21 protein-coding genes and 1 pseudogene are annotated in these 25532 nt (G+C 70.1%); 14 read left to right on the top strand and 8 right to left on the bottom strand.

What is annotated here, in order from left to right; all coding sequences use genetic code 11:
- Positions 1-4: 4 nt before the first annotated feature.
- The 6 genes from OKJ99_RS09125 to OKJ99_RS09100 all read right to left on the bottom strand — a co-directional run bounded on the left by OKJ99_RS09125 (position 5) and on the right by OKJ99_RS09100 (position 6275).
- The gene (locus OKJ99_RS09125; RefSeq protein ID WP_326015351.1) at positions 5-721 is read right to left on the bottom strand and encodes a sulfite exporter TauE/SafE family protein; all 717 of its coding nucleotides are present in this window, start codon (positions 719-721) and stop codon (positions 5-7) included.
- Positions 718-1734 (bottom strand): ABC transporter ATP-binding protein, encoded by a 1017-nt coding sequence (locus OKJ99_RS09120; RefSeq protein ID WP_326015350.1) that lies wholly within the window; start codon positions 1732-1734, stop codon positions 718-720. Before OKJ99_RS09120 ends, OKJ99_RS09125 begins: the two co-directional genes overlap by 4 nt.
- Complete coding sequence (locus OKJ99_RS09115; RefSeq protein ID WP_326015349.1) at positions 1731-2720, bottom strand: ABC transporter ATP-binding protein; 990 nt, start codon at positions 2718-2720, stop codon at positions 1731-1733. The genes OKJ99_RS09120 and OKJ99_RS09115 overlap by 4 nt, the downstream gene beginning before the upstream one ends.
- The gene (locus tag OKJ99_RS09110; RefSeq protein WP_326015348.1) at positions 2717-3703 is read right to left on the bottom strand and encodes an ABC transporter permease; all 987 of its coding nucleotides are present in this window, start codon (positions 3701-3703) and stop codon (positions 2717-2719) included. Before OKJ99_RS09110 ends, OKJ99_RS09115 begins: the two co-directional genes overlap by 4 nt.
- A gap of 10 nt (positions 3704-3713) precedes the next feature.
- Entirely contained in the window at positions 3714-4643 is a 930-nt protein-coding gene (locus OKJ99_RS09105) for an ABC transporter permease (RefSeq protein WP_326015347.1), read from the bottom strand.
- A 90-nt stretch (positions 4644-4733) separates the two neighbouring features.
- A complete protein-coding gene (locus OKJ99_RS09100) occupies positions 4734-6275 on the bottom strand; it encodes an ABC transporter substrate-binding protein (RefSeq protein ID WP_326015346.1) in 1542 nt (513 codons plus the stop codon).
- A 246-nt stretch (positions 6276-6521) separates the two neighbouring features.
- Between OKJ99_RS09100 and kdgD the strand changes: the two genes are divergently transcribed.
- The 10 genes and pseudogenes from kdgD (at position 6522) to mutM (ending at position 16972) form a co-directional block, all read left to right on the top strand.
- Positions 6522-7436 carry a 5-dehydro-4-deoxyglucarate dehydratase gene (gene kdgD / locus OKJ99_RS09095; RefSeq protein ID WP_326015345.1) on the top strand — a complete coding sequence of 305 codons (915 nt, stop codon included), beginning with the start codon at positions 6522-6524 and terminating at the stop codon, positions 7434-7436.
- A 42-nt stretch (positions 7437-7478) separates the two neighbouring features.
- Positions 7479-8450 (top strand): 2-hydroxyacid dehydrogenase, encoded by a 972-nt coding sequence (locus OKJ99_RS09090; RefSeq protein WP_326015344.1) that lies wholly within the window; start codon positions 7479-7481, stop codon positions 8448-8450.
- 48 nt (positions 8451-8498) lie between these two features.
- Positions 8499-11720 carry a helicase-related protein gene (locus tag OKJ99_RS09085; protein ID WP_326015343.1) on the top strand — a complete coding sequence of 1074 codons (3222 nt, stop codon included), beginning with the start codon at positions 8499-8501 and terminating at the stop codon, positions 11718-11720.
- Positions 11721-11896: 176 nt separating this feature from the next.
- A complete protein-coding gene (rsmD, locus tag OKJ99_RS09080; protein WP_326015342.1) occupies positions 11897-12496 on the top strand; it encodes a 16S rRNA (guanine(966)-N(2))-methyltransferase RsmD in 600 nt (199 codons plus the stop codon).
- A gap of 26 nt (positions 12497-12522) precedes the next feature.
- Entirely contained in the window at positions 12523-13002 is a 480-nt protein-coding gene (gene coaD / locus OKJ99_RS09075) for a pantetheine-phosphate adenylyltransferase (RefSeq protein ID WP_326015341.1), read from the top strand.
- Between the two features lie 91 nt (positions 13003-13093).
- Positions 13094-14188, top strand: a complete 1095-nt coding sequence (locus OKJ99_RS09070) for an ATP synthase F0 subunit B (protein WP_326015340.1) — start codon at positions 13094-13096, stop codon at positions 14186-14188.
- 146 nt (positions 14189-14334) lie between these two features.
- Positions 14335-14979, top strand: a complete 645-nt coding sequence (locus tag OKJ99_RS09065) for a YceD family protein (RefSeq protein WP_326015404.1) — start codon at positions 14335-14337, stop codon at positions 14977-14979.
- Positions 14980-14981: 2 nt separating this feature from the next.
- Complete coding sequence (rpmF, locus tag OKJ99_RS09060) at positions 14982-15155, top strand: 50S ribosomal protein L32 (protein ID WP_030361955.1); 174 nt, start codon at positions 14982-14984, stop codon at positions 15153-15155.
- A 7-nt stretch (positions 15156-15162) separates the two neighbouring features.
- Entirely contained in the window at positions 15163-15960 is a 798-nt protein-coding gene (gene rnc, locus OKJ99_RS09055) for a ribonuclease III (RefSeq protein WP_326015339.1), read from the top strand.
- A 128-nt stretch (positions 15961-16088) separates the two neighbouring features.
- Positions 16089-16972 (top strand): annotated as a pseudogene (gene mutM / locus OKJ99_RS09050) (bifunctional DNA-formamidopyrimidine glycosylase/DNA-(apurinic or apyrimidinic site) lyase).
- A gap of 16 nt (positions 16973-16988) precedes the next feature.
- On the opposite strand, the gene OKJ99_RS09045 reads toward mutM, so the two are convergent.
- Entirely contained in the window at positions 16989-17933 is a 945-nt protein-coding gene (locus OKJ99_RS09045) for a CAP domain-containing protein (protein WP_326015338.1), read from the bottom strand.
- A 142-nt stretch (positions 17934-18075) separates the two neighbouring features.
- On the opposite strand from OKJ99_RS09045, the gene OKJ99_RS09040 reads away from it, so the two are divergent.
- The 4 genes from OKJ99_RS09040 (at position 18076) to OKJ99_RS09025 (ending at position 24437) form a co-directional block, all read left to right on the top strand.
- Complete coding sequence (locus OKJ99_RS09040) at positions 18076-18357, top strand: acylphosphatase (RefSeq protein WP_326015337.1); 282 nt, start codon at positions 18076-18078, stop codon at positions 18355-18357.
- A 381-nt stretch (positions 18358-18738) separates the two neighbouring features.
- Positions 18739-18942 (top strand): hypothetical protein, encoded by a 204-nt coding sequence (locus OKJ99_RS09035; protein WP_326015336.1) that lies wholly within the window; start codon positions 18739-18741, stop codon positions 18940-18942.
- 230 nt (positions 18943-19172) lie between these two features.
- Positions 19173-22778 (top strand): chromosome segregation protein SMC, encoded by a 3606-nt coding sequence (gene smc / locus OKJ99_RS09030; protein ID WP_326015335.1) that lies wholly within the window; start codon positions 19173-19175, stop codon positions 22776-22778.
- A 243-nt stretch (positions 22779-23021) separates the two neighbouring features.
- Positions 23022-24437 carry a sugar porter family MFS transporter gene (locus OKJ99_RS09025; RefSeq protein WP_326015334.1) on the top strand — a complete coding sequence of 472 codons (1416 nt, stop codon included), beginning with the start codon at positions 23022-23024 and terminating at the stop codon, positions 24435-24437.
- Between the two features lie 85 nt (positions 24438-24522).
- Here the strand turns inward: OKJ99_RS09025 and OKJ99_RS09020 are convergent, their stop codons facing one another.
- Complete coding sequence (locus OKJ99_RS09020; protein ID WP_326015333.1) at positions 24523-25500, bottom strand: LLM class flavin-dependent oxidoreductase; 978 nt, start codon at positions 25498-25500, stop codon at positions 24523-24525.
- Positions 25501-25532 lie beyond the last annotated feature (32 nt).

Here is a 25532-nt window from a genome sequence, read left to right as displayed (position 1 = left end):
GGGGTCACACCAGCTGCTCGCCGATCAGCAGCACCGCCCCCAGCGCCGACACCCCGATCGCGGCCCAGCGCAGCCGTCGCGCGTCCATGAAGCGGTTGACGTAGCGCGAGAGCACGTAGCCGATGACGGACGCGGGAGCCAGCACGGCCGACATCCGGAGCGTGTGCGCGCCGATGGAGCCCGTGGCCGCGAGCGTCGCGACGGACAGCACCGAGCCGATCAGGAAGAACCCGCTCATGGTGCCGCGCAGCACAGGGGCGTCCTTGCCCTGCCAGACCAGGGCCATCGGCGGGCCGCCGATCGAGGTCGCGGTGCCGAGGAGCCCCGACGCGGACCCGGCCAGGACCAGGACGGGACGGTGCGGTCGCGGGGCCCAGCCGAAGCAGGTCAGGACGACCCCCAGGAGCACCACGCCGGACAGCATCAGGGCGAGGCCCCGGGGTGGCAGCGCGGCGACGAGCAGCGCTCCCGCGACGGTGCCGGGCACCCGGCCGACCAGCGCCCAGCCGGTGCCCCGCAGATCGATGTGCTGCCGCTCGGTCACCGTCACCAGGAGGGTGAGCACGCCCGCCTGAATGATCAGCGTTCCCGGTACGAGGGAGGGGTCCACGACGGCGACCACCGGCGCGGCGAGCATCCCCATGCCGAAGCCGATGGACGCCTGCAGACAGGCGGCGAGCACCACCGCGACCGCGATGACCAGACAGCCGGTGAGCGTCACCGACCGTCCCCGCCCGCGGCCACCAGGCCGGAGGCGTCCTCCAGCGGATGGAAGCAGGCCGCCGTGTGCCCCGGATCCCGTGGGTCGACGGCCGCCTCGGGCGCGGCCGAGGCGCACGCGTCGGTCGCCTTCCAGCAGCGGGTGCGGAAGCGGCAGCCGGACGGCGGCGAGAGCGGGGAGGGCAACTCGCCCTGGAGGACGATGTGTTCGCGGCGCGCGTCGGCGTCGAGCGACGGCGCGGCCGACATCAGCGCCGCACTGTACGGGTGCAGGGCGCGGTTGAAGACGGACTCCGTGTCGCCCTGTTCCACGATGCCGCCCAGGTACATCACCAGCACGCGGTCCGCCACGTGCCGGACCACCGACAGGTCGTGGGAGATGAAGAGATAGCTGACGCCGAGCTGTCGTTGCAGGTCGTTGAGGAGGTTGAGCACCTGCGCCTGCACGGAGAGGTCGAGCGCGGAGACCGGCTCGTCGCAGATGATCACGTCGGGGGAGAGGGCGAGCGCGCGGGCGATGCCGATGCGCTGGCGCTGGCCGCCGGAGAACTCCTGCGGGTAGCGCTGCTCGTCGCCCTTGCGCAGCCCCACGAGGTCGAGCAACTCCCGTATGCGGGCTGAGCGTTCGCCTGCCGTGCGGTGCAGGGACCTGTGGGTGCGCCACGGTTCGCCGATGATCTCGCCGGCCGTCATCCGGGCGTTGAGCGAGGCGAACGGGTCCTGGAACACCATCTGCACCCGGCGCCGCCATGCCAGCAGCTCCGCCCCCTTGAGCGCGAACGGGTCCACGCCGTCGAAGCGGACGCTGCCGCCGTCGGGCCGCTCCAGCATGAGCAGCGTGCGGGCCAGCGTGGACTTCCCGCAGCCCGACTCCCCGACGAGGCCGAGGGTCTCGCCGCGCTTCAGATCGAAGGAGATGCCGTTCAGGGCGCGCAGCCCGCGCCCCTTGCCGGCGCCCGGGACCTGGAACGTCTTGGTGAGGTCGCGTACTTCGAGCAGGGGTGTGTCGGTCATCGGGTCACCTCGTCGGAGAAGTGGCAGGCGGCCGTGCGGCCCGGCGCGACCTCGGCGGGTTCGGGGCGCCGCGCGCGGCACAGGTCGCGCACCAGCGGGCAGCGGTCCTGGTAGACACAGCCGGACGGGATCGAGTGCAGGTCCGGCGGGGCGCCGCCGATGGACCTCAGCTCCTCGCCACGGGCGGCGTGCACCGGCACCGAGTCCAACAGGCCCTTCGTGTACGGGTGGTGGGGCGCGCCGAACACCTCGCGCACGGGACCCGACTCGACGACGGTGCCCGCGTACATCACCACGACCTCGTCGGCCTGCTCGGAGACGAGGGCCAGATCGTGGGTGATCAGTACGACGCTCATGTCCCGCTCCGTGCGCAGCTCCCGCAGCAGCTGCATGATCTGCGCCTGCACGGTCACGTCGAGCGCGGTCGTCGGCTCGTCGGCGAGGAGTACGGACGGGGAGAGCGCGACCGCGATGGCGATCAGGAGGCGCTGGCGCATCCCGCCGGAGAACTGGTGCGGATAGGCGTCCGCCCGGCCCTCCGGCTCCGGGATGCCGACCCGCGCCATCAGCTCGATCGCTTCCCTGCGGGCCTGCTTGCGGGACATGCCGCGGTGGATCCGGAACGGCTCGGCGAGCTGGGTGCCCACCGTGTAGACCGGGTTGAGGGCGGTGAGCGCGTCCTGGAAGACGATGGCGAGTTCAGGTCCCGCGAGCGAGCGCCGGGTCCGTTCGTCGGCCGCGACCAGGTCGGTGCCGTCGAGCAGGACCCGGCCCCCGCTCACCTCTGCGGCCGGGTCGAGCAGCGACACGATGGCCTGCGCGGTCATCGACTTGCCGCAGCCGGACTCGCCGAGCAGCGCGAGCGTCCGGCCGCGCCGCGCCTGGAAACTGACCGTGTCCACGGCGCGTACGGTGCCGTGCGGGGTGCGGATGTCGACGCTGAGGCCGTCCACCTCAAGGGCGGTGTCCGTGGCGGTGGCGGTCACGAGCTGGCCTCCTGGGGAGCGGTGCGGGCGGCGCGGCGCCGCGCCTTGCGGGGCAGCGCCAGGCGCCAGCGCTGAGCGGGGTCGGTGGCGAGCCGCGCCCAGGACGCGAGCACGGTCGCGGAGACCGTCGTGATGACGATGGCGAGCCCGGGGAAGAAGGTCAGCCACCACGCGCTCTGCAGATACGTCCGTCCCTGCGAGACCATCAACCCCCAGCTGACATCGGGAGGTTGGATGCCGATGCCGAGGAAGCTCAGCGAGGACTCCGCGAGCATCACGTAACAGAATTCGAGGGTGGCGAGGGTCAGCAGCGTCGGCAGCACGACCGGGAACACGTGCCGGCGGATGATCGCCCCGCTGGACGTGCCGAAGGTCCGCGCCGCGTCGACGAACAGGCGGCTCTGGAGCTCGGACGACTCCGACCGGGCGGTGCGCAGATAGACCGGGAGCCGGGTGACGGTCAGCACCAGGACGAGATTGGCGACGCTCGGCGAGAAGACGTACAGCACGACGACCGCCATGAGCAGCGAAGGGAAGCTCATGATGACGTCGGCCACGCGCATCGCGACCGTCTCCCGGCGGCCGCGGTGGTACCCGGCCCACATGCCGATCACCGAGCCGACGGCCAGCGCGAACAGCACCGCGGGCACGGCCACGCTGAACGTGGTGCGGGCGGCGACGATCAGCCGGGCCAGCATGCTCTGGCCGAGCGGATCGGTGCCGAGCACGCCGAGCCAGCCGTGGTCGAGCGAGAAGGGTGCCTGGTTGGCGTTCTTCAGGTCCTGGTCGGTGGCGGAGCCGCCGAGCAGCGGCGGGCCGAGGACCGCGGTGAGCGCGATCAGGACCAGCAGCACGGCCGCCACGGTGGCGACCCGGTCGCGCAACAGCATGCGCCACAGGGGGACTTGGCTGCCGCGCGGCGCCGCTTCTTCGGCCTCCGTGGGAGGTGTGTCGGAGGCGGGCTTGTCGATCGAGGTACTCACGGCGTCCTCCTCAGGCCGTCGCCGTCTCGCGCACGCGCGCGTCGAGCAGCGCGTAGCAGACGTCGATGACGATGTTGAGCGCGAAGATGGTGATCGCGGTGATCAGCACCGCGGCCTGCAGCACCGCGAAGTCGCGGCCCAGGATGGAGTCGATCATCAGCTTCCCGATGCCCGGCCAGCCGAAGATCGTCTCCACCACCACGGCGCCGTTGACCAGCGATACGGCGAGGTCGCCCGCGACGGTGAGCGCGGGCGCGGCGGCGTTGCGCAGCGCGTGATGGCTGACCACGCGGACGTTGCCGGCGCCCTTGCTGCGCGCCAGACGCACGTACGGGGCGGAGAGCGCGGAGACCATGGCGCCGCGCACCACCTGGGTGAGCACGCCGAGCGGCCGGATCACCAGGGTCGCCACCGGCAGCACCCACGAGAGCATCCCGTCGGTGACGCCCGAGGTGGGCAGCGCGCCCAGGGTGACGGCGAAGATCCATACGCCGGTGATCGCGAACCAGAAGTCGGGGACGCTCGCGGCGGTCATGGACAGGAACGAAGAGACGCGGTCGGCAAGGGAGTTGGGCCGGAAGGCGGCCCAGCTGCCGATGATCACCGCGCCGATGACGGCGATCAGCATGGTCGCGAAGGCGAGCTGCAGCGTGGCGGGGAAGGCCCGCAGAGCCATCGTCGCCGCGGACTCGCCGGTGCGCAGCGACTCGCCGAAGTCGAGCTGGAAGACGCCGCCGAAGTAGTCGGCGATCTGCTGCCAGATCGAGTCGTCGAAGCCGTTGCGGGCGGCGAAGGCGGCGCGCTGGGCCGGGGTTGCGGATTCGGGCAGGTACAAGGACGACGGATCGCCGGTGAGCCGCGCGAGGACGAAGACCCCGAGGAGCACCGCGAGCAGCGGCAGGATGCTGGTCAGCGTGCGGCGGCGAAGGAAGGGGAACATCGCTGTCCCTAGGTCGGAGGACGGGTGGGCACTTTCAGCCCCTGCGGCGATTGAGCAGCGGGGTCCGGGGCGGAGCCCCGTGACGTGGGATCAGTCGACGTGGCTGAACTCGGCGAGCCGCATCTCATCCCCGGTCGCGGAGTTGGGCTCGTACCGAACCTCCGGAGCGAGCGCAGCGATCCCGTACATGTGCGCCACATACGCGTACTGCGTGATCTCGTCCGGCTCCCGGGCGAAGACCCGGCCCAACGCCCGCTGCCGCGCGTCCCCGGTGAGGGCCTCCGCCGCCCGGATCCTCCGGTCGAAGGCGGCCGTGCCGCCGGAACTCTGGAACCCCTTGCTCAGCAGGTACTGGTCCATGGAGAAGGCCGCGTCACCGGCCTGGTTCCCGTGCTGGATGAGCAGCAGGTACGGGCCCGTGTTCTTGGGGAAGGGCCGCTCCTGGAACTCGGTGCTGCCCGCGGTGTCCTTCATCTGGATCTTGACGTTGAGCCCGATCCCCGCCAGCTCGTTCTGCATGACCTGGACGGTCTCGTCGACCTTGGGGAAGAGCGCGGTGCGGCTGATCAGCCGGATCTGCTTCCCGACGTCGACGCCGTCGGCCTTCGCCTCCGCGAGCAGCTTCCTCGCCTTGGCGAGATCGGTCGGCCAGGGCTTGAGCCCCTTGTCGTACCCGGTGATCCCGGAGGGCACGAGCTGGGACGCGACCTTGGCGTCGCCCTGGTACAGGGAGTCGACGATGCCCTTGCGGTCGATCGCGTAGTTGATCGCCTTGCGCACCCGCTCGTCGTTCAGCGGCGCCTCACCGAGCTGCATGCGCAGCGCGGTGGTCTCGTTGTTCGGATACGTGACCGCGGTGTCGCCCGCCCCGTCCTGCGGGCCGAGCGACGTGGCCACGTCCGCCTCGCCGTTGGTGACCATGGCGGCGCGGACACTGCCTTCGGGGCGCCACTGGTAGAGGGCCTTGCGGTAGTCGGGGGCCCGGCCCCAGTACCGCTTGTTGGCGGCGAGGGAGAGCCGCAGACCCGGCTCCCAGTCGGCTATCCGGTACGGGCCCGTGCCGATGGGCTCACGCACCTTCTTCTTCGCGTCGGTCGACGTCGGCACCATCTCGATGAACGAGAGCCGCAGCGGCAGGATCGGGTCCGCCTCGGGGGTCGTCACCTTCAGGGTGCGGGCGTCGGGCGTCGACAGCTTCACGTCCATGTCCCCGAAGACGTAGCCCTCGACATTGCAGCCGAGCTTCGAGTTGACCGCGCGGTCGATGGAGTACGCGGCGTCCTTCGCGTCGAACCGCGAACCGTCGCTGAACCGGACGCCCTCGCGGACGGTGTACGTCCACTGGGTGTCCGAGGTGCGCTTCCAGGCGGTCGCGAGCTTCGGTACCAACTTGCCCGAGTGCGGGTCGCGTTCGGTCAGCGGCTCGGTGATGTTGGAGCGCACCACCACGCCGGTGGAGGTCAGCGAGGACTCGCAGGGTTCGAGGGTGGGCGGCTCCTCCGGCAGGACCACGCGCAGCGTGTCCTTGCCCGCCGTCACCGACGCGCTGTTGGCCACGGTGCAGCCGCTCGCGGCGAGCGTGCAGACGAGCGCCAGAGCGAGAGCCCGACCGGGGATGGGAACAGGGGGCATGGGGCTTCCTCCACCGCGACAGGCACCAGCGTGTCCACGGATGTAGACGCCGTTTCAATTTGTGGACGCACGGTAAGTGTGGGTTCTGAGACGCGTCAAGAGATTGCGCAGGCAGGGAAGTTGGACGCGCAGGATGAGCGGAGAGGGAGTGGAGTTCGTATATGTAGACACCATTCCTGTCCATGATCAAGTCTGCTAGCTTGCGGCCAGCCGGCCTCATCCGCCCGACGACCCTGGAGATGCCCCATGGCCCGTTTCTCGCCCGATGATCTGCGCCGCGTCCTGGGCTCCGGCCTGCTGTCCTTCCCCGTCACCCACACCACGCCCGACCACGCCTTCGACGAGCCGGCCTACCGCACGCATCTCCAGCGCCTGGCCGGGTACGACGTGGCGGGCCTCTTCGCCCCGGGCGGCACCGGCGAGTTCTTCTCGCTCAGCCACACCGACGTCGACGCGGTGCTGCGGGCGACGGTCGCCGAGGCGCGGGACGGGCTGCCGGTCATCGGGGCGGCCGGATACGGCACGGCGACCGCGGTGGAGATGGCCCGGCGGGCGGAGGAGGGCGGGGCCGACGGCCTCCTGCTGCTGCCGCCCTATCTCACCGAGGTCGGGCAGGAGGGGCTCTACGAACACGTGGCCCGGGTCTGCGCGGCCACCTCGCTCGGCGTGATCGTGTACCACCGGGCCAACGCCCGCTTCAAGGCGGCGACCGTCGACCGGCTCGTCGCCCGGTTCTCCAACTTCATCGGGTTCAAGGACGGCGTCTGCGACATCGACCTGATGGCCCGGCTGCACGCCGAACACGACGGCCGGCTCGTCCTCATCGGCGGCCTCCCGACCGCCGAGACCTACGCGCTGCCCTATCTCGAACTCGGCGCCACCACCTACTCGTCGGCCATCTTCAACTTCGCCCCGCAATGGGCCTGCGACTTCTACGCGGCCGTGCGCGCCCACGACACGGCGCAGGTCTACGACCGGCTGCGCGAGTTCGTCCTGCCGTACATCGCGCTGCGCGACCGGCAGCCCGGCTACGCGGTGTCGATCGTGAAGGCCGGCCTCACCGTCTCCGGCCACGGCGCGGGCCCGGTGCGCCCGCCACTGACCGACCTCACCGAGGCCGAGCACACCGAACTCGCCGCGCTCGTCAAGAAAGTGATCTGAACCGGCCCTGGACCGCGAACCGGTCCAGGAAGGAGTCCCCGCATGACCACGTCCACCGCCGCCGTCGGCCGCATCCTCGCCGTCGGCTCGCTCAAGCCCTCGCTCGCCCAGACGCTCAGCACCACGTACGACGCTCTCGTCCTTCCGAAGGAAGGACCGGAACGCGACCGCTTCCTCACCGAGTACGGGGGTGAGATCGGCGTCGTCGTCACCTCGGGCCGCGCGGGGGTCGCCGCCGAGCTCATGACCGCACTGCCGCGCCTCGGCGCCGTCGTCAACTTCGGGGTCGGCTACGACACCACCGACGTCGCCCTCGCCCTGGAACGCGGCATCGTGGTCAGCAACACCCCCGACGTGCTCACCGACTGCGTCGCGGACACCGCGCTCGGGCTGACGCTCGACGTACTGCGCGGGCTCTCCGCCGCCGACCGCTACGTACGCGCGGGCCGCTGGCCGGGCGAGGGCCCCGTCCCGCTGGCGCGGCGGGTCAGCGGGGCCCGGATCGGCGTGCTCGGACTCGGCCGGATCGGGCGGGCCATCGCCACCCGGTTCGCCGCCATGGGCTGCCCGATCAGCTACCACAGCCGCCGCGAGGTGCCCGGCGTCGACTACGCGTACGCGGCCTCGCCCGCGGAACTGGCCGCCTCCGTGGACGTGTTGGTGGTCGCCACCTCCGGCGGCGCCGCCACCAGCGGCCTCGTCTCCCGAGAGGTCCTCGAAGCGCTCGGCCCCCAGGGCTACCTCGTCAACATCGCGCGCGGCAGCGTGGTCGACGAGGCCGCGCTGGTCGACCTGCTGACCAACGGCGGACTCGCGGGCGCCGGGCTCGACGTCTTCGCCGCCGAACCGCACGTGCCGGAGCCGCTGCTCGCCCTGGACAACGTGGTGCTCACACCCCATCTGGCCAGTGGCACCGTCCAGACCCGCGACGAGATGGAACGGCTGACCCTGGACAACCTGACCGCGTACCTCGCGCACGGGAAGCTGGTGACGCCGGTGCCCGAGATGGGCTGAGGCCCGTTTCGGGGCCGTGTTCGGCCATTGTCAGTGGCGTGGTGTGCAATGGATCTCGTGCCCGCGCTCGAAGAACCACTGAAGAAGGTGCTCGGTCCCGCCACCGCGAAGGTGATGGCCGAGCACCTCGGCCTGCACACGGTCGGCGACCTGATCCACCACTACCCGCGCAGATACGCGGAGCGGGGCGAGCTCACCCGCCTCGCGGAGCTGCCGCTCGACGAGCACGTGACGGTCGTCGCGCAGGTGGCCACGGCCCGCATCCTGAAGTTCAACGGCGGCAGGGGCCAGCGCCTCGAAGTCACCATCACCGACGGCAGCGGCCAGCTCCAGCTCGTCTTCTTCGGCCGCGGCATCCACAAGCCGCACAAGGACCTGCTGCCCGGTACGCGCGCGATGTTCGCCGGCAAGGCATCGGTCTTCAACCGGAAGATGCAACTGGCGCACCCCGCCTACCAGTTGCTCAACGCCGAGTCCTCCGACGAGGCGGCCGAAGCCGTCGGCTCGTGGGCCGGGGCCCTGCTGCCGATCTACCCGGCCACGGCCAAGCTGGAGTCCTGGAAGATCGCCAAGGCCGTCGACCTGGTGCTGCCCAGCGTGCCCGAGGCCGAGGACCCACTGCCCGAGTCGCTGCGCGAGGGCCGCGGCCTCGTCCCGCTGCCGGAGGCCCTGCTCAAGATCCACCGGCCGCACACCAAGGACGACATCGCCAACGCCCGGGACCGCCTCAAGTGGGACGAGGCGTTCGTCCTCCAAGTGGCCCTCGCCCGGCGCCGCTTCGCGGAGACCCAGCTGACCGCCGTCGCCCGCGTACCGCAGGAGAGCGGCCTGCTGACGGCCTTCGACGCGAAGCTCCCCTTCACGCTCACCGACGGCCAGCAGAAGGTCTCCAAGGAGATCTTCGACGACCTGGCCACGGAGCACCCGATGCACCGGCTGCTCCAGGGAGAAGTGGGTTCCGGCAAGGCTCAGCCACTCGACTCACTGGTCCTGACACCGGAGGGTTATACGAGGATGGGGGACGTCGCTGTTGGAGACGAGGTCGTTGTCCCAGGTGGTGAAATCGCCGTGGTCGACGGGGTTTTCCCGCAGGGTGAGCGCGACGCATGGCGGTTGATTCTCTCGGACGACAGCGTCGTCGAGTGCGATGACGAGCACCTGTGGATCGTCGGCACCAGCTGCGCCTGGTTTCGAGGGCAGGCCCCGAAGGTCTTGACGACTCGTGAGATCAGAACTGATCTCCACAAAGCCGATGGCTCGTCGAAGTGGTACATCCCGGCGATCACGCCGGTGGACCTCGGAGGCGGAGCAGAGCCTTCTCTGGACCCCTACCTCTTCGGGGTCCTGACGGGGGACGGGTCATTCCGGCACAACCTCAGGATTTCATCGATCGACGACGAGATCCTCAGCGCAGTCCGCGCCGCGGTGGCTCCGGGGTGCGAGGTGGTGCCCGTGCCGGGGAACAACTGCGACTACACGCTTCGCATGCTCACACCGAGGGGCGGCACACGACGGAACCCCCTGATCAGAGCCCTGCGTTCCATGGGCCTTTGGGGCGTGACCTCACACGACAAGTTTCTCCCCGATGAGTTCAAGAACACGGCGATCAAGAATCGGCTCGCGGTGCTCCAGGGACTCATGGATACGGACGGCACTGTGGACGCGCAGGGCTTGAGTGTTTCTTTCTGCTCGGCCTCGCGGCGTCTGGCGGATGACGTGGCGTGGCTTGCCAGGTCCCTTGGCGGCACGGCGCGTGTGCTGGCGAAGAAGGAAGCTTTCAACGTGTCCATTGCCCTCCCCGACGCGTACCCACCCTTCCGGCTGACGCGTAAAGCACAGCGCATGAAGGCGCGGCCCAAATACAACACGTTCCGTCGGGGAATCCGCGCTGTCGAACATGTAGGGCGCAAACCGGTTCAGTGCATCAGCGTCGCGCATCCGAGCCATGCCTATGTGACCGACCACTTCACCGTGACCCACAACACGATGGTGGCGCTGCGCGCCATGCTCGCCGTCGTCGACGCGGGCGGTCAGGCCGCGATGCTCGCGCCCACCGAAGTCCTCGCCCAGCAGCACCACCGCTCCATCACCGAGATGATGGGCGAGCTGGCGCAGGGCGGAATGCTGGGCGGGGCCGAGCACGCCACCAAGGTCACCCTGCTCACCGGTTCCATGAACACCGCGGGGCGCCGCCAGGCCCTCCTCGACCTGGCCACGGCCGAGGCGGGCATCGTCATCGGCACGCACGCGCTGATCGAGGACAAGGTGCAGTTCGACGACCTGGGCCTGGTCGTCGTGGACGAGCAGCACCGCTTCGGCGTGGAACAGCGCGACGCCCTGCGCTCGAAGGGCAAGCAGCCGCCGCACCTCCTGGTCATGACGGCGACGCCGATTCCGCGCACGGTCGCCATGACGGTCTTCGGTGACCTGGAGACGTCCGTCCTCGACCAGCTCCCGGCCGGCCGCTCGCCGATCGCCAGCCATGTCGTGCCCGCCGCCGACAAGCCGCACTTCCTCGCGCGCGCGTGGGAGCGCGTACGCGAGGAGGTGAGCAAGGGGCACCAGGCGTACGTGGTCTGTCCCCGGATCGGCGACGGCGAGGACGAGAAGCCCAAGAAGGGCAAGAAGCAGTCCGCAGAGGACGAGGCGGAGAAGCGGCCGCCGCTCGCCGTGCTCGACGTCGCGGAGGAGCTGGCGCGCGGCCCGCTCCAGGGCCTCAAGGTAGAGGTCCTGCACGGCCGCATGCAGCCCGACGACAAGGACGCCGTGATGCGCCGCTTCGCCGCGGGGGAGACGGACGTCCTGGTGGCGACGACCGTCATCGAGGTCGGTGTGAACGTGCCGAACGCGACGGCGATGGTGATCATGGACGCCGACCGGTTCGGCGTCTCGCAGCTCCACCAGCTGCGCGGCCGCGTCGGCCGTGGCTCGGCTCCGGGTCTGTGTCTCCTGGTCACCGAGATGCCGGAGGCCGCTCCCGCGCGCGCCCGCCTCGGCGCCGTCGCCTCCACGCTCGACGGGTTCGAGCTGTCCCGGATCGACCTGGAGCAGCGCCGCGAGGGCGATGTGCTCGGCCAGGCCCAGTCCGGAGTGCGCTCCTCCCTGCGGATGCTCGCCGTGATCGAGGACGAGGAGATCATCGCCGAGGCCCGGGAGGAGGCCACCAAGGTGGTCACGGCCGACCCGGAGCTCGACCACCTGCCGGCCCTGCGCATCGCCCTGGACGCACTGCTCGACGAGGAGCGGGAGCAGTACCTCGACAAGGGCTGACCCCATCAAGCCCCGCCGGCGTTTGAGGCGCGGGGTCCGGGGCGGAGCCCCGTGGCGCAGGGGCGGTCGGCCTCCACCCTCCACCGCCCGGCAGGCGCGGCATGACGGCGTCCTGACAGACTGGACCTGCAGTGACGTGACCGCAGAAGTCGTACGGAAGACAAGGACGTAGCGCGATGACCCGCGTGATCGCCGGGACCGCCGGCGGACGCCGCCTCGCGGTGCCGCCGGGCAACGGCACCCGGCCCACCTCCGACCGGGCGCGCGAGGCCCTCTTCTCCACCTGGCAGGCGCTGCTCGGCGGCAGCCTCGACGGCACCCGCGTCGCCGACCTGTACGCGGGCTCCGGCGCCGTCGCCCTGGAGGCGCTCTCCCGCGGCGCCGCACACGCGCTGCTCGTCGAGGCGGACGCCCGCGCCGCCCGCACCATCCGCGAGAACATCCGCGCGATCGGCCTGCCGGGAGCAGAGGCACGTACCGGAAAAGCGGAGCAAATCGTCGCGGGCCCGCCCCCGGCCGACCCCTACGACCTGGTCTTTCTCGACCCTCCGTACGCCGTCTCCGACGATGATCTTCGAGAGATCCTGCTCACACTCCGGACGCGGGGCTGGCTCACGGACGAAGCGCTCGTCACCGTGGAACGCAGCACCAGAGGCGGCGAATTCCGGTGGCCGGACGGCTTCGAGGGCCTGAGGTCCCGTCGCTATGGCGAAGGCACGTTTTGGTACGGTCGCGCCGCCTTGAACACCACCCTCACGTGCGACGACGCACGATGACCGGACCGGAGAGCGAGGGACTTCCCGTGCGCCGCGCAGTCTGTCCGGGGTCGTTCGACCCCATCACCAACGGCCACCTCGACATCATTGCCCGAGCCTCCAAGCTCTACGACGTCGTGCACGTCGCGGTGATGATCAACCAGTCCAAGAAGGGACTGTTCGAGGTCGAGGAGCGGATCGAGCTGATCCGCGAGGTCACGGCCGAGTTCGGCAACGTGGAGGTGGAGGCCTTCCACGGCCTCCTCGTCGACTTCTGCAAACAGCGCGACATTCCGGCCATCGTGAAGGGCCTGCGCGCCGTCAGCGACTTCGACTACGAGCTGCAGATGGCCCAGATGAACAACGGCCTGTCCGGTGTGGAGACCCTCTTCGTCCCCACCAACCCGACGTACAGCTTCCTGTCGTCCTCCCTGGTCAAGGAGGTCGCGGCCTGGGGCGGCGACGTCTCGCACCTGGTTCCGGTGCAGGTCAACGAGGCATTGGCGGAGCGCCTTCCCAAGAAGTGACGCGCACGTCCACGTTGGGCTTACAGTCGTCTCGTCCGTCTCCAACACCCCAGCCAATCCGGCGTCTAGACGAGAGAGTGGCGAGCACACGGTGGACGTGCAGAAGAAGCTCGACGACATCGTCGGCACGGTCGGCGGCGCGCGCTCGATGCCCATGTCGGCCTCGTGCGTGATCAACCGCGCCGACCTGCTCGCGATGCTCGAAGAGGTGCGCCAGGCGCTGCCCGGCTCCCTCGCCCAGGCCCAGGAGCTCATCGGCGGCCGCGAGCAGATGGTCGAGCAGGCCCACGCGGAGGCCGAGCGGATCATCGAGGGCGCCCGGGCCGAGCGCGGCACCCTGATCTCCGACACGGAGATCGCCCGCCGCGCCCAGGCCGAGGCCGACCGGATCCTCTCCGAGGCCCGCCAGGAGGCGGAGGAGGTCCGCGCGGAGGCCGACGACTACGTCGACTCCAAGCTGGCCAACTTCGAGGTCGTCCTCAACAAGACGCTCGGCTCGGTCGGCCGTGGCCGCGAGAAGCTGCTCGGCACCGGTCCGGGCGTCGACGAGGCGGGCTACGAGGACGAGGACGCCCCCGAGCGCAGCCACGACCCGGAGACGCTGCGGCGGGACGCCGACTCGTACGTGGACACCAAGCTCGGCGCGTTCGAGGCGGTGCTCGCCAAGACCCTGGACGCCGTCGGCAAGGGCCGGCAGAAGCTGCACGGCCGCATCGCCAGCGACGACCTCGGCACGCTGACCGTGGACGGCGAGGGGCAGCCGCACACCAGCGACGCCGACTACCTCGCGGGCCTCGCCGGGATGGGCGACGCCCAGATCGGGCAGCCGGCCGCCCCGCAGATGCCGCAGCCCCCGCAGGTCCCCCAGATCCCGGCCCAGGCCCCGGAGCCCGCGCCCGCGTACGCGCAGCAGGCCCAAGACCCGTACGGCGGCTACCAGCAGCAGCCCTACGGCCAGCAGGACGCCTACGGCACCTACCAGCAGGACCCGTACGCGGCGTACCAGCAGGATCCGTACGCGTATCAGCAGCCCCAGCAGCAGGACCCGTACGCGTACCAGCAGCATCAGCAGGAACAGCAGTTTCAGCCGCAGCCGGCCCAGGACAGTGCGCTCGACGAGACGAGTCTCTTCGACACGAGCATGATCAGCCTGGAGCAGATGAGGCAGTACGAACAGGGGCGCTGAGCCGGCCCCGGGGGCTGATTGGGCCGTGAGCGAAAGGTCCAGTACCCTGGTTCTTCGGTCGCGCGTAGCACGTGCGTTCCGAGCTGCCCGGAAATTCGGGGCGGCAACCCCCACATGAGCTTCGAAGAACGAAAGCAGGACCAGCCCTGAACACCCACCTCGACCACCGCAACCCATTCGTGTTCGATACGCACGAGCTGGGTCGGCGTCCTGGTGCCATGCAGCGGCTGTCCCGCACGATCGACGCTCCCAAGGAGTTCGGCCTCCTGGGAGTCATCGAGGTGCCGGAAGGCGCCCCGGTGGAGCTCGACCTCCGCCTGGAGTCGGTCATGGAAGGGGTGCTTGTCACAGGCACCGCCCGTGCGTCGGCCAAGGGGGAGTGCGTAAGGTGTCTGGAGCCGCTCGTCCAAGAGGTCGACGCGGGCTTCCAGGAGATGTTCTCGTACCCTGACGCCGACGACCGGGGCCGCGTAAAAGCGGATCCGGCCGACGACGCCGAGGAAGACGAGGACAGGCTCTTTCTCGAGGACGGCTTGTTCGACCTCGAGGCAGTGCTGCGTGATGCGGTGGTGCTCGCACTGCCGATGCAGCCGGTGTGCCAGGAAGACTGTGAAGGTCTGTGCTCCGAGTGCGGAGTGCGGCTTTCGGACGAGCCGGGCCACCACCACGACGCCGTCGACATCCGTTGGGCGGCATTGCAGGGACTCGCTGAATCCATCCAGGACGGCGAGAAGGACGAGATGAGCGGCGCCGAAGCGCAAGCGGGCGTCGACGAGAAGCAGGAGAAGTAGCCGTGGCTGTTCCGAAGCGGAAGATGTCGCGCAGCAACACGCGCCACCGCCGGTCGCAGTGGAAGGCTGCGGTCCCCACCTTGGTTTCGTGTGAGCGTTGCCAGGAGCCCAAGCTGCAGCACATCGCGTGCCCGGCTTGCGGCACCTACAACAAGCGCCAGGTCCTCGAGGTCTGAGCGGCTGGTGAGAGGCACAGTGTCGAGCCCCAAGAAGGCGGATGACGCCAAGAAAAAGGTGGACACCACAGCCTCGTCCCACACGCTTCTGGAAGGGCGGCTCGGGTACAAGCTCGAGTCCGCCCTTCTGGTGCGTGCGCTGACGCACCGTTCGTACGCGTACGAGAACGGCGGCCTGCCGACGAACGAGCGCCTGGAATTCCTGGGCGACTCGGTCCTCGGTCTCGTGGTCACCGACACTCTCTACCGCACCCACCCCGACTTGCCGGAAGGCCAACTGGCCAAACTGCGGGCCGCTGTGGTCAATTCGCGTGCACTTGCGGAGGTCAGCCGCGGGCTGGACCTGGGCTCCTTCATCCGGCTCGGCCGTGGTGAAGAGGGAACGGGCGGCCGGGACAAGGCGTCGATCCTCGCCGACACCCTTGAAGCGGTGATCGGTGCGGTCTACCTGGACCAGGGTCTGGACGCGGCGGGCGAACTCGTCCACCGTCTGTTCGACCCACTCATCGAGAAGTCCTCGAATCTCGGTGCCGGCCTGGACTGGAAGACCAGTCTCCAGGAGCTGACGGCGACGGAGGGACTCGGCGTGCCCGAGTACCTGGTCACCGAAACCGGCCCGGATCACGAGAAGACCTTCACTGCTGCCGCCCGCGTCGGAGGCGTCTCGTACGGCACCGGCACCGGCCGCAGCAAGAAGGAAGCGGAGCAGCAGGCCGCTGAGTCCGCGTGGCGTGCGATTCGCGCTGCCGCGGACGAGCGGGCGGAGGCTGCGGCTGCGGCGGTCGATACGGCCCCGGGGGCGTAACCGCCCCGCTTCCTGAGCCCGCCCCACCGGTTCGCCGGAGGGGCGGGCGTCGTATTTTCCCCGCTCCTGGGGCCCCGCCCCAGACCCCGCTGCTCAAACGCCGCAGGGGCTTGAAAATGGAGGAACCCGTGCCAGAGCTGCCCGAAGTGGAGGTCGTCCGGCGCGGTCTTGAGCGGTGGGTGGCGCATCGGACCGTCGCGGAGGTCGAGGTGCTGCACCCGCGGTCCGTACGCCGGCACATCGCGGGCGGCGCGGACTTCGCGTCCCGGCTCAAGGGGCGGACGATCGGCGAGCCGAGCCGCCGCGGCAAGTATCTGTGGCTGCCGCTGGAGGGCTCGCACACCGCCGTCCTCGCCCACCTCGGCATGAGCGGCCAGCTCCTGGTGCAGCCGCACGACGCCCCCGACGAGAAGCACCTGCGCATCCGCGTCCGCTTCGCCGACACGCAGACATCGGCCGCTACCGCGGCGGGCGACACCGAGCTGCGCTTCGTCGACCAGCGCACCTTCGGCGGCCTCTCGCTGCACGACACCGATGCCGCAGGACTGCCCGACGTCATCGCGCACATCGCCCGCGACCCGCTCGACCCGCTCTTCGACGACGCCGCGTTCCACACCGCGCTGCGCGCGAAGCGCAGCACCATCAAGCGGGCCCTGCTCGACCAGTCCCTCATCAGCGGCGTCGGCAACATCTACGCGGACGAGGCACTGTGGCGCGCGAAGCTGCACTACGAGCGCCCACGGAGACGTTCACCCGCCCCCGCACGGCCGAACTCCTGGGCCACGTAAGGGATGTGATGAACGCGGCGCTGAGCGTCGGGGGAACGAGCTTCGACGCCCTGTACGTGAATGTGAACGGGGAGTCGGGATACTTCGACCGGTCCCTCGACGCGTACGGGCGCGAAGGGCTGCCGTGCGGGCGCTGTTCGACGCCCATGCGCCGGCGCCCGTGGATGAACCGGTCCAGCTACTACTGCCCGCGCTGCCAGCGCCCGCCGCGCACGGCGGCGTGAGCCTCGTCGTAGGGCGTCAGTAGCCGAAGTCCTGCGTCCACCACGGCCCGCCCGAGCCGAAGTGCACACCGACGCCCAAGGTCTTGAAGTCGCAGTTCAGGATGTTCGCCTTGTGGCCGGGGCTGTTCATCCAGGAGTCCATGACCGACTGGGCATTGGCCTGGCCGCGGGCGATGTTCTCGCCGCCGAGGTCCGTGATGCCCGCTTCCTTGGCGCGGTCCCAGGGGGTCGCCCCGTCCGGGTCCGTGTGGTCGAAGAAGTCCCGCGAGGCCATGTCGTCGCTGAACGCCGTGGCGAGCGAGGCGAGGCCGCTGTCGGCCGTCACCGGGGAGCAACCCACCTTGGAGCGCTCCCGGTTGACGAGGGCGAGGACCTGGGCCGATGCCGCCTTCTCCGACGTGGTCGCCGAGCCGCCCCCACTGCCGGAGGGCGTCTTCGTCCGCGCCGGTGACGACGGGGCGGACGTCGGTGGGGCCGCGCTCTTCGTCTTCGTGGCGCTGTCGCCGGAGGACCGGGACGGCTGCGTGCGCTTGGACGACGGCTCGGAGGACCGCGGCGCGGCGCTCGAAGCGGACCGGGACGGCGTCGCGGACGGAGTGGCCCGCTCGGTCCCGCGGTTCGCCGCGGACGGCGCCCGGTCGTCGACCGCACCGCCCGTGCCGCCCTGCGCCGTGACGTCGGGGGAGTCGGCGGCCTGTATCTCGTTGCCGCCGCCACCACCGCCGAACGTGAAGCCCCCGCCCCCGGGTATCAGCCCCGTGGTCACCGCGACCGCGCCCATCGCGACCGCGGCCGAGGCACCGAGCAGACCGGTGCGCAGCGGGACGCCGTCGCGCTTCTTGCGGTGGTGGGAGGTGTCGGGTTGTGCGGGAGGCGAGGGGTGCGGCGGGTACTCCGCGTAGCCCTGCGCAAAGTCGCTCGCGTGCGGGCGGCCGGCGGCGGAGCGTCGGTGGCGTCCCATGTCCTGGCCTTCCTGGTCCTCTGGTCGTCACTGTGGTGCGTGCTTCTCACTCGTACGAGTGAGGTGCGATGGTCGGGGACGCTACCCCAACTCCCCAGTGCAGGAAGTGCTCCGAGTGCTTTTGGCCGGTTAGCGTGCACTCATGAACGAAGAAGTACGGCTCACCGCCTGGGTGCGCGGACGTGTCCAACGTGTGGGTTTCCGGTGGTTCACCCGTGCGCGTGCCCTGGAGATCGGCGGCCTGAGTGGTTTTGCTCTCAATCTGGACGACGGGCGTGTCCAAGTGGTCGCCGAGGGACCGCACGGCGAATGCCAGCAATTGCTCGACTGGCTCCATGGCGACGACACACCCGGCCGGGTCGACGGTGTGACTGAGATCTGGGACACGCCCCGTGGCGGCTACGACGGGTTTGCCATCCGCTGAGTCGTTACCGCAGGCGGGCCCGGGTGAGGGCGCTCGGGAAGTGCCGCGGGCACCTGCGTGCGGCAGAAACTCCCTGGTGGTTGCCAAGAACGGGGACTCGTGGCAGGCTCCCCGGGAACGGATGATCTCTACGCCCCCGGGCCCCGAACGTGAGGCCGTACCGCAGGTTCTGCGGCGCGAAGCCCCCGGTTTGCCCGCCAATACGGGGCGTGATCGTGTTGACCGTCAAACTTTTTGGTGAGACTCTGGAAGTCCCCGCGCACCTTAGCTGTTTGGCATGTGAGAACGGCAGCAATACAAGAAGTGCCAAGCACCGCGGGTGCGATTCCCTCACGACCCACACCGCTTCGGTCGGTCACTCATTGTGGAGGACCATCCATCATGGCAAAGGCGCTTCTCGGTTACGTCGGCGGCAGCGACCCGCGACTTCTCTCCGAGATGCGACGGCTCCAGCAGCGCGTCCAGGACCTCGAATCCGAGCTCGGCCGTATTCAGGCCGAGAACGACGCGCTCGCGGCTGCCGCTTCTCACGACTCTCTCATCGAGGGTATCGACGTACCCCAGGCGGAGCCTGCGCTCACCTGACCACCCCCAGCGACTTGGGTGGTCGGGCACCGCCCGTAACCAGCCGCTCGACTCGACAGAGCTATCCAAGGGACGCTTCGGCGTCCCTTTTTCTCTTCTCGCCCGTACTTCCGGGTGCCCCCGCGCACCGGTTTCCCTGACGTTCTTTACGTCTGATGTGCCCTGCATGTTCACGGGTGAAACCGTGGGTTCATGGAGTGAGACAGGGGTGCCGGGTAGAGTCCGACGGCGTGCACCTCAAGGCCCTGACCCTGCGCGGGTTCAAATCGTTCGCCTCGGCCACCACGTTGCGGTTCGAGCCGGGCATCACCTGTGTCGTGGGTCCCAACGGTTCGGGCAAGTCCAATGTCGTGGACGCCCTGAGCTGGGTCATGGGCGAGCAGGGCGCCAAGTCGCTGCGCGGCGGCAAGATGGAGGACGTCATCTTCGCCGGCACCACCGGGCGCCCGCCGCTCGGCCGCGCCGAGGTCTCGCTCACCATCGACAACTCCGACGGCGCGCTGCCCATCGAGTACGCCGAGGTCACCATCACGCGGATCATGTTCCGCAACGGCGGCAGCGAGTACCAGCTCAACGGCGACACCTGTCGACTTCTCGATATCCAGGAGCTGTTGTCGGACTCCGGCATCGGCCGCGAGATGCACGTCATCGTCGGTCAGGGCCAGCTCGACGGCGTGCTGCACGCCGACCCGATGGGCCGCAGGGCCTTCATCGAGGAGGCCGCGGGCGTCCTCAAGCACCGCAAGCGCAAGGAGAAGGCGCTGCGGAAGCTGGACGCGATGCAGGCCAACCTCTCACGCGTACAGGATCTGACCGAAGAGCTGAGGCGGCAGTTGAAGCCGCTGGGCAGACAGGCCGCCGTCGCCCGGCGGGCCGCCGTCATCCAGGCCGACCTGCGCGACGCGCGGCTGCGGCTGCTCGCGGACGATCTCGTACGTCTCCGTGGAGCGCTCAGCGCCGAGGTCGCCGACGAGGCGGAGCTGAAGCGGCGCAAGGGCGCGGCCGAGGAGGAGCTGAAGAAGGCGCTGCTGCGCGAGGGGCATCTGGAGGACGCGGTCCGGCAGTTGACGCCCCAGCTGCAGCGGGCGCAGCAGTCCTGGTACGAGCTGTCGCAGCTGGCCGAGCGGGTGCGCGGAACGGTGTCGCTGGCCGACGCGCGGGTCAAGAGCGCCACGGCGGCGCCCGCGGAGGAGCGGCGCGGGCGTGAGCCCGAGGAGCTGGAGCGCGAGGCCGCGCGGGTGCGGGAGCAGGAGGCCGAGCTCGAAGCGGCCCTTGAGGCGGCGCAGGTCGCCCTGGACGAGACGGTCACCCACCGGGCAGAGCTTGAGCGGGAGTTGGCGGTCGAGGAGCGCCGGCTCAAGGATGTCGCGCGGGCCATCGCCGACCGGCGGGAGGGCCTCGCCCGGCTCCAGGGGCAGGTCAACGCGGCGCGCAGCAGGGCCGCCTCCGCGCAGTCCGAGATCGACCGGCTCGCCGCCTCCCGCGACGAGGCGCAGCAGCGGGCGGCCGCCGCGCAGGAGGAGTACGAGCAGCTGCAGGCCGAGGTCGACGGGCTCGACGCCGGTGACGAGGAGCTGTCCACGCGGCACGAGGAGGCCAAGGCCGCGCTCGCCGAGGCGGAAGCCGCGTTGAGCGCCGCGCGGGAGGCCGCCACGTCGGGGGAGCGCAAGCGCGCGGCGCTCGCGGCCCGGCACGAGGCGCTCGCGCTCGGACTGCGGCGCAAGGACGGCACTGGCGCGCTGCTGGGCGCGAAGGACCGGTTGACCGGGCTGCTCGGCCCCGCCGCCGAGTTGCTGTCGGTGGCGTCGGGCTACGAGGTGCCGGTGGCGGCGGCGTTCGGCGCGGCGGCCGACGCGCTCGCGGTGACCACGCCCGCGGCGGCCGCCGAAGCGATCCGCCTCCTGCGCAAGCAGGACGGGGGGCGGGCGTCCCTGCTGTTGGCCTCTCAAGCCCCTGCGGCGTTTGAGCAGCGGGGCCCGGGGCAGAGCCCCGGCGGTGCCGCGCAACCTACCCCTCAGGGCCCACCACCCGCCGCCGATCTGGTCCGCGGCCCCGCCGAGCTGATGCCCGCCGTGCAGCGGATGCTGCAAGGCATCGTCGTCGTCGGGACGCTCGAGGACGCCGAGGATCTGGTCTACGCGCGCCCCGAGTTGACCGCGGTGACCGCCGAAGGGGATCTGCTCGGGGCGCACTTCGCGCACGGTGGCTCTGCCGGGGCGCCGAGCCTCCTGGAGGTGCAGGCGTCCGTCGACGAGGCCGCCGCCGAGCTGGAGGAACTGGCCGCCCAGTGCGAACAGTGGGCCGAGGCGCAGCACGCCGCGGCCGAGCGGCGCGGCGAATGCGCGGCGCTCGTCGAGGAGTTGGGGCAGCAGCAGCGGGTCATAGAGCGTGAGCGCTCCGGTCGCGCCCAACAGCTCGGCCGACTCGCGGGGCAGGCCCGCGGCGCCGCCGGCGAGGCGGAACGCAGCGCCGCCGCCGCGGCCACGGCGCAGGACGCGCTGGAGCAGGCCGTACAGGACGCCGAGGAGCTGGCCGAGCGGCTTGCCGTGGCCGAGGAACAAGCCGCCTTTGGGGAAGGAGGGGACGAGGAACCCGACACCTCCGTGCGCGACCGCCTCTCCGCCGACGGAGCCAACGCGCGGCAGACGGAGATGGAGGCGCGCCTCCAGGTACGTACCCACGAGGAGCGCGTCAAGGGGCTCGCGGGGCGTGCCGACTCGCTCGACCGGGCCGCCCGCGCCGAACGCGACGCACGCGCGCGTGCCGAGCGACAGCGCGCCCGCCGCCAGTACGAGGCGGCCGTCGCCGAGGCCGTCGCCTCCGGCGCCCGCCGGCTGCTCGCGCACGTCGAGGTGTCCATCACCCGGGCCGACGAGGAGCGGACCCTCGCCGAGCGGGCGAAGGCGGCGCGGGAGCAGGAGCTCGGAGCCGAGCGGGCCCGCGGCCGCGATCTCAAGGCAGAACTCGACAAGCTGACGGATTCGGTCCACAAGGGCGAGGTACTCGGCGCCGAGAAGCGGCTGCGGATCGAGCAGCTGGAGACCAAGGCGCTGGAGGAGCTCGGTGTCGAACCGGCAGGACTCGTCGCGGACTACGGTCCCGACCAGCTCGTGCCGCCCTCGCTCCCCGCCGAGGGCGAGGAGCTGCCGGACGACCCGGAGCACCCGCGCAACAGGCCCCGTCCGTTCGTCCGTTCGGAGCAGGAGAGTCGGCTCAAGTCCGCGGAGCGCGCGTACCAGCAGCTCGGCAAGGTCAACCCGCTTGCTCTTGAGGAGTTCGCGGCACTGGAGGAGCGCCACAACTTCCTCAGCGAGCAGCTGGAGGACCTGCGGAAGACCCGCGCCGACCTGCTTCAAGTGGTGAAGGAGGTCGACGAGCGCGTCGAGCAGGTCTTCACCGAGGCCTACCGGGACACGGCGCGCGAGTTCGAGGGCGTCTTCAGTCGGCTGTTCCCGGGCGGTGAGGGACGCCTCGTCCTGACCGACCCCGAGAACATGCTCACGACGGGTGTCGATGTCGAGGCCCGCCCGCCGGGCAAGAAGGTCAAGCGGCTCAGCCTGCTCTCGGGCGGCGAGCGGTCCCTGACCGCGGTGGCGCTCCTCGTCGCCATCTTCAAGGCGCGGCCGAGCCCGTTCTACGTGATGGACGAGGTGGAGGCCGCGCTCGACGACACCAACCTGCAACGCCTCATCCGCATCATGCGGGAGTTGCAGGAGGCCTCGCAGCTCATCGTGATCACGCACCAGAAGCGCACGATGGAAGTCGCGGACGCGCTGTACGGCGTCTCCATGCAGGGTGACGGGGTGTCCAAGGTCATCAGCCAGCGGCTGAGCTAGGACCCGGGCCCGCCCGACCGGGCCGCCCCTCTACCAGTGTTCAAGTCTTGAACTCGGTACGACACTCGCATGCCTGAAATTCACAGCACCCGAAGTGTTGACTTCAAAACATGAAGGCATAGTCTCTGCAACGTTGCTTTTACCTTCAGGTGGTGGGCGGCGTGAAGTTGTGCGCCACTGGAATCGCATCTGAAGGGCTCGCCCCCACCCCCGGCAGCGAGGCCGGTGGCCCGAGGAGTACATGTGACCAGTAGTGCGGCACCCAAGTCCGGAGCCCGGGAAGCCAGGCCCGAGCATCTGAGCCATGTCATCTTCATCGCGGCCGCCGCCGCGATGGGCGGTTTCCTCTTCGGCTACGACAGCTCCGTGATCAACGGTGCGGTCGAGGCCATCCGTGACCGGTACGACATCGGCTCTGCCGCGCTCGCCCAGGTCATCGCCATCGCCCTGATCGGCTGTGCCATCGGCGCCGCCACCGCGGGCCGGATCGCCGACCGCATCGGCCGCATCCGCTGCATGCAGATCGCGGCGGTCCTCTTCACCATCAGCGCCGTCGGCTCGTCCCTGCCCTTCGCGATCTGGGACCTCGCCTTCTGGCGGATCATCGGTGGCTTCGCCATCGGCATGGCCTCGGTGATCGGCCCGGCCTACATCGCCGAGGTCGCCCCGCCCGCCTACCGTGGCCGGCTCGGCTCCTTCCAGCAGGGCGCCATCGTTATCGGCATCGCCATCTCGCAGCTCGTCAACTACGCGCTGCTGCAGGCCGCAGGCGGCGACCAGCGCGGCAAGCTGATGGGCCTCGAGGTCTGGCAGGTCATGCTCGGCGTGATGGTCGTCCCGGCCGTCATCTACGGGCTGCTCTCCTTCGCGATCCCCGAGTCGCCGCGCTTCCTGGTCTCCGTCGGCAAGACCGACCGTGCCAAGCAGGTCCTCGAAGAGGTCGAGGGCACGGAGGTCGATCTCGACGCCCGCGTGGCCGAGATCGAGCACGCGATGCACAGCGAGCACAAGTCCTCCTTCAAGGACCTGCTCGGTGGCAGCTTCTTCTTCAAGCCGATCGTCTGGATCGGTATCGGCCTCTCGGTCTTCCAGCAGTTCGTCGGCATCAACGTCGCGTTCTACTACTCCTCGACGCTGTGGCAGTCGGTCGGTGTCGACCCGACGGACTCGTTCTTCTACTCGTTCACCACGTCGATCATCAACATCATCGGTACCGTCATCGCGATGATCTTCGTCGACCGCATCGGTCGCAGGCCGCTGGCCCTGATCGGTTCGGTCGGCATGGTGATCGGTCTGGCGCTCGAGGCCTGGGCGTTCAGCTTCGACCTGGTGGACGGCAAGCTGCCGGCGACGCAGGGCTGGGTGGCCCTCGTCGCGGCGCACTTCTTCGTCCTCTTCTTCGCCCTGTCGTGGGGTGTGGTGGTCTGGGTCTTCCTCGGCGAGATGTTCCCGAACAAGATCCGCGCCGCGGCGCTCGGTGTGGCCGCCTCGGCCCAGTGGATCGCCAACTGGGCGATCACCGCGAGCTTCCCGTCGCTGTCCGAGTGGAACCTCTCCGCGACCTACGTGATCTACACGATCTTCGCCGCGCTCTCCATCCCCTTCGTGCTCAAGTTCGTGAAGGAGACGAAGGGCAAGGCGCTGGAGGAGATGGGCTGACACCGGCTCCTCCCCGGGACCCGGGGAGATGGGTCAAGTCCCCGCTGCCATCTCCCCGTCGGCGTCACTGCCCCGGCCGAAGGACCTACGACTGGTCCTTCAGCCGGGGCAGTACGTTTTCGCAGTACAACTGCAGGCTGCGGCGGCCCTCGTCCAGGGGCATGCCGCCGGAGAGCGGATGCAGGATGTAGTTGTCGAGCCCCTGCGCCACGCACTCGTCGGGCGTGAGGATCCGGTAGACGCCCTCGGCGCGCAGCTCCTCCACCGTCCCGGCCCCCGACTTCACCGCGGACTTGATGTCCCCCGACTGCCAGGACGCGTACGTCCGCGCCTCGTGCAGGAAGTGCTTCCCGTACGTGGCCCAGGTGCGGTCCGGGTCCTCGGACAGGTGCAGGAGCGGGGTCACCTTCCCGGGCATCATGGTCCAGCCCTCGGTCCCGTACTCCTGAAGGCGCTCGTTGTAGTACGCCTCGAGCTCGGGCAGATGCGCGCTCGGGAAGAACGGGAGGCCGAGCCGTGCCGCCCGGCGGGCGGCCGCCTGCGAGGAGCCGCCGACCAGGAGCAGCGGGTGCGGCTGGGTGAACGGGCGCGGGGTGACACGGACCCGGCGGCCGCGGAAGGTGAACTCCTCGCCGGTCCAGGCCTTGAGCAGGGTTTCGAGCAGCTCGTCCTGGAGCTTGCCGCGGCGCTTCCACTCCACGTCGAACTGCGCGTACTCCTCGGGCCGGTAGCCGATCCCGGAGACCGTCACCAGGCGGCCGCCGCTGACCAGGTCGAGCACGGCGATGTCCTCGGCGAGGCGGAGCGGGTCGTGCAGCGGGCCGATGATCGCGGAGACGGTGACCGCGATGCGCTTCGTGGCCCCGAGGACGGCGCCCGCGAAGGTGAAGGGCGAGGACAGCCAGTTGTTGGCGACGCCGTGGTGCTCCTCGGTCTGCACCGTGTCGATGCCCTGCTCGTCGGCGTAGCGGGCCATCTCGACGGCCGCCTGGTAGCGGGCCGCGAGCGTTTCGGGTGTGCCGGCGGGGTCGACGAGGTTGAACCGTACGACGGACACGGGCATGGAAAAGTCCCCCTCCGCGAGGCGTGGAGCCG

The organism is Streptomyces endophyticus, assembly GCF_035798155.1.
In the GTDB taxonomy this organism is placed as follows: domain Bacteria; phylum Actinomycetota; class Actinomycetes; order Streptomycetales; family Streptomycetaceae; genus Streptomyces; species Streptomyces endophyticus.
This window is presented reverse-complemented; position numbering and strand designations above follow the sequence as displayed.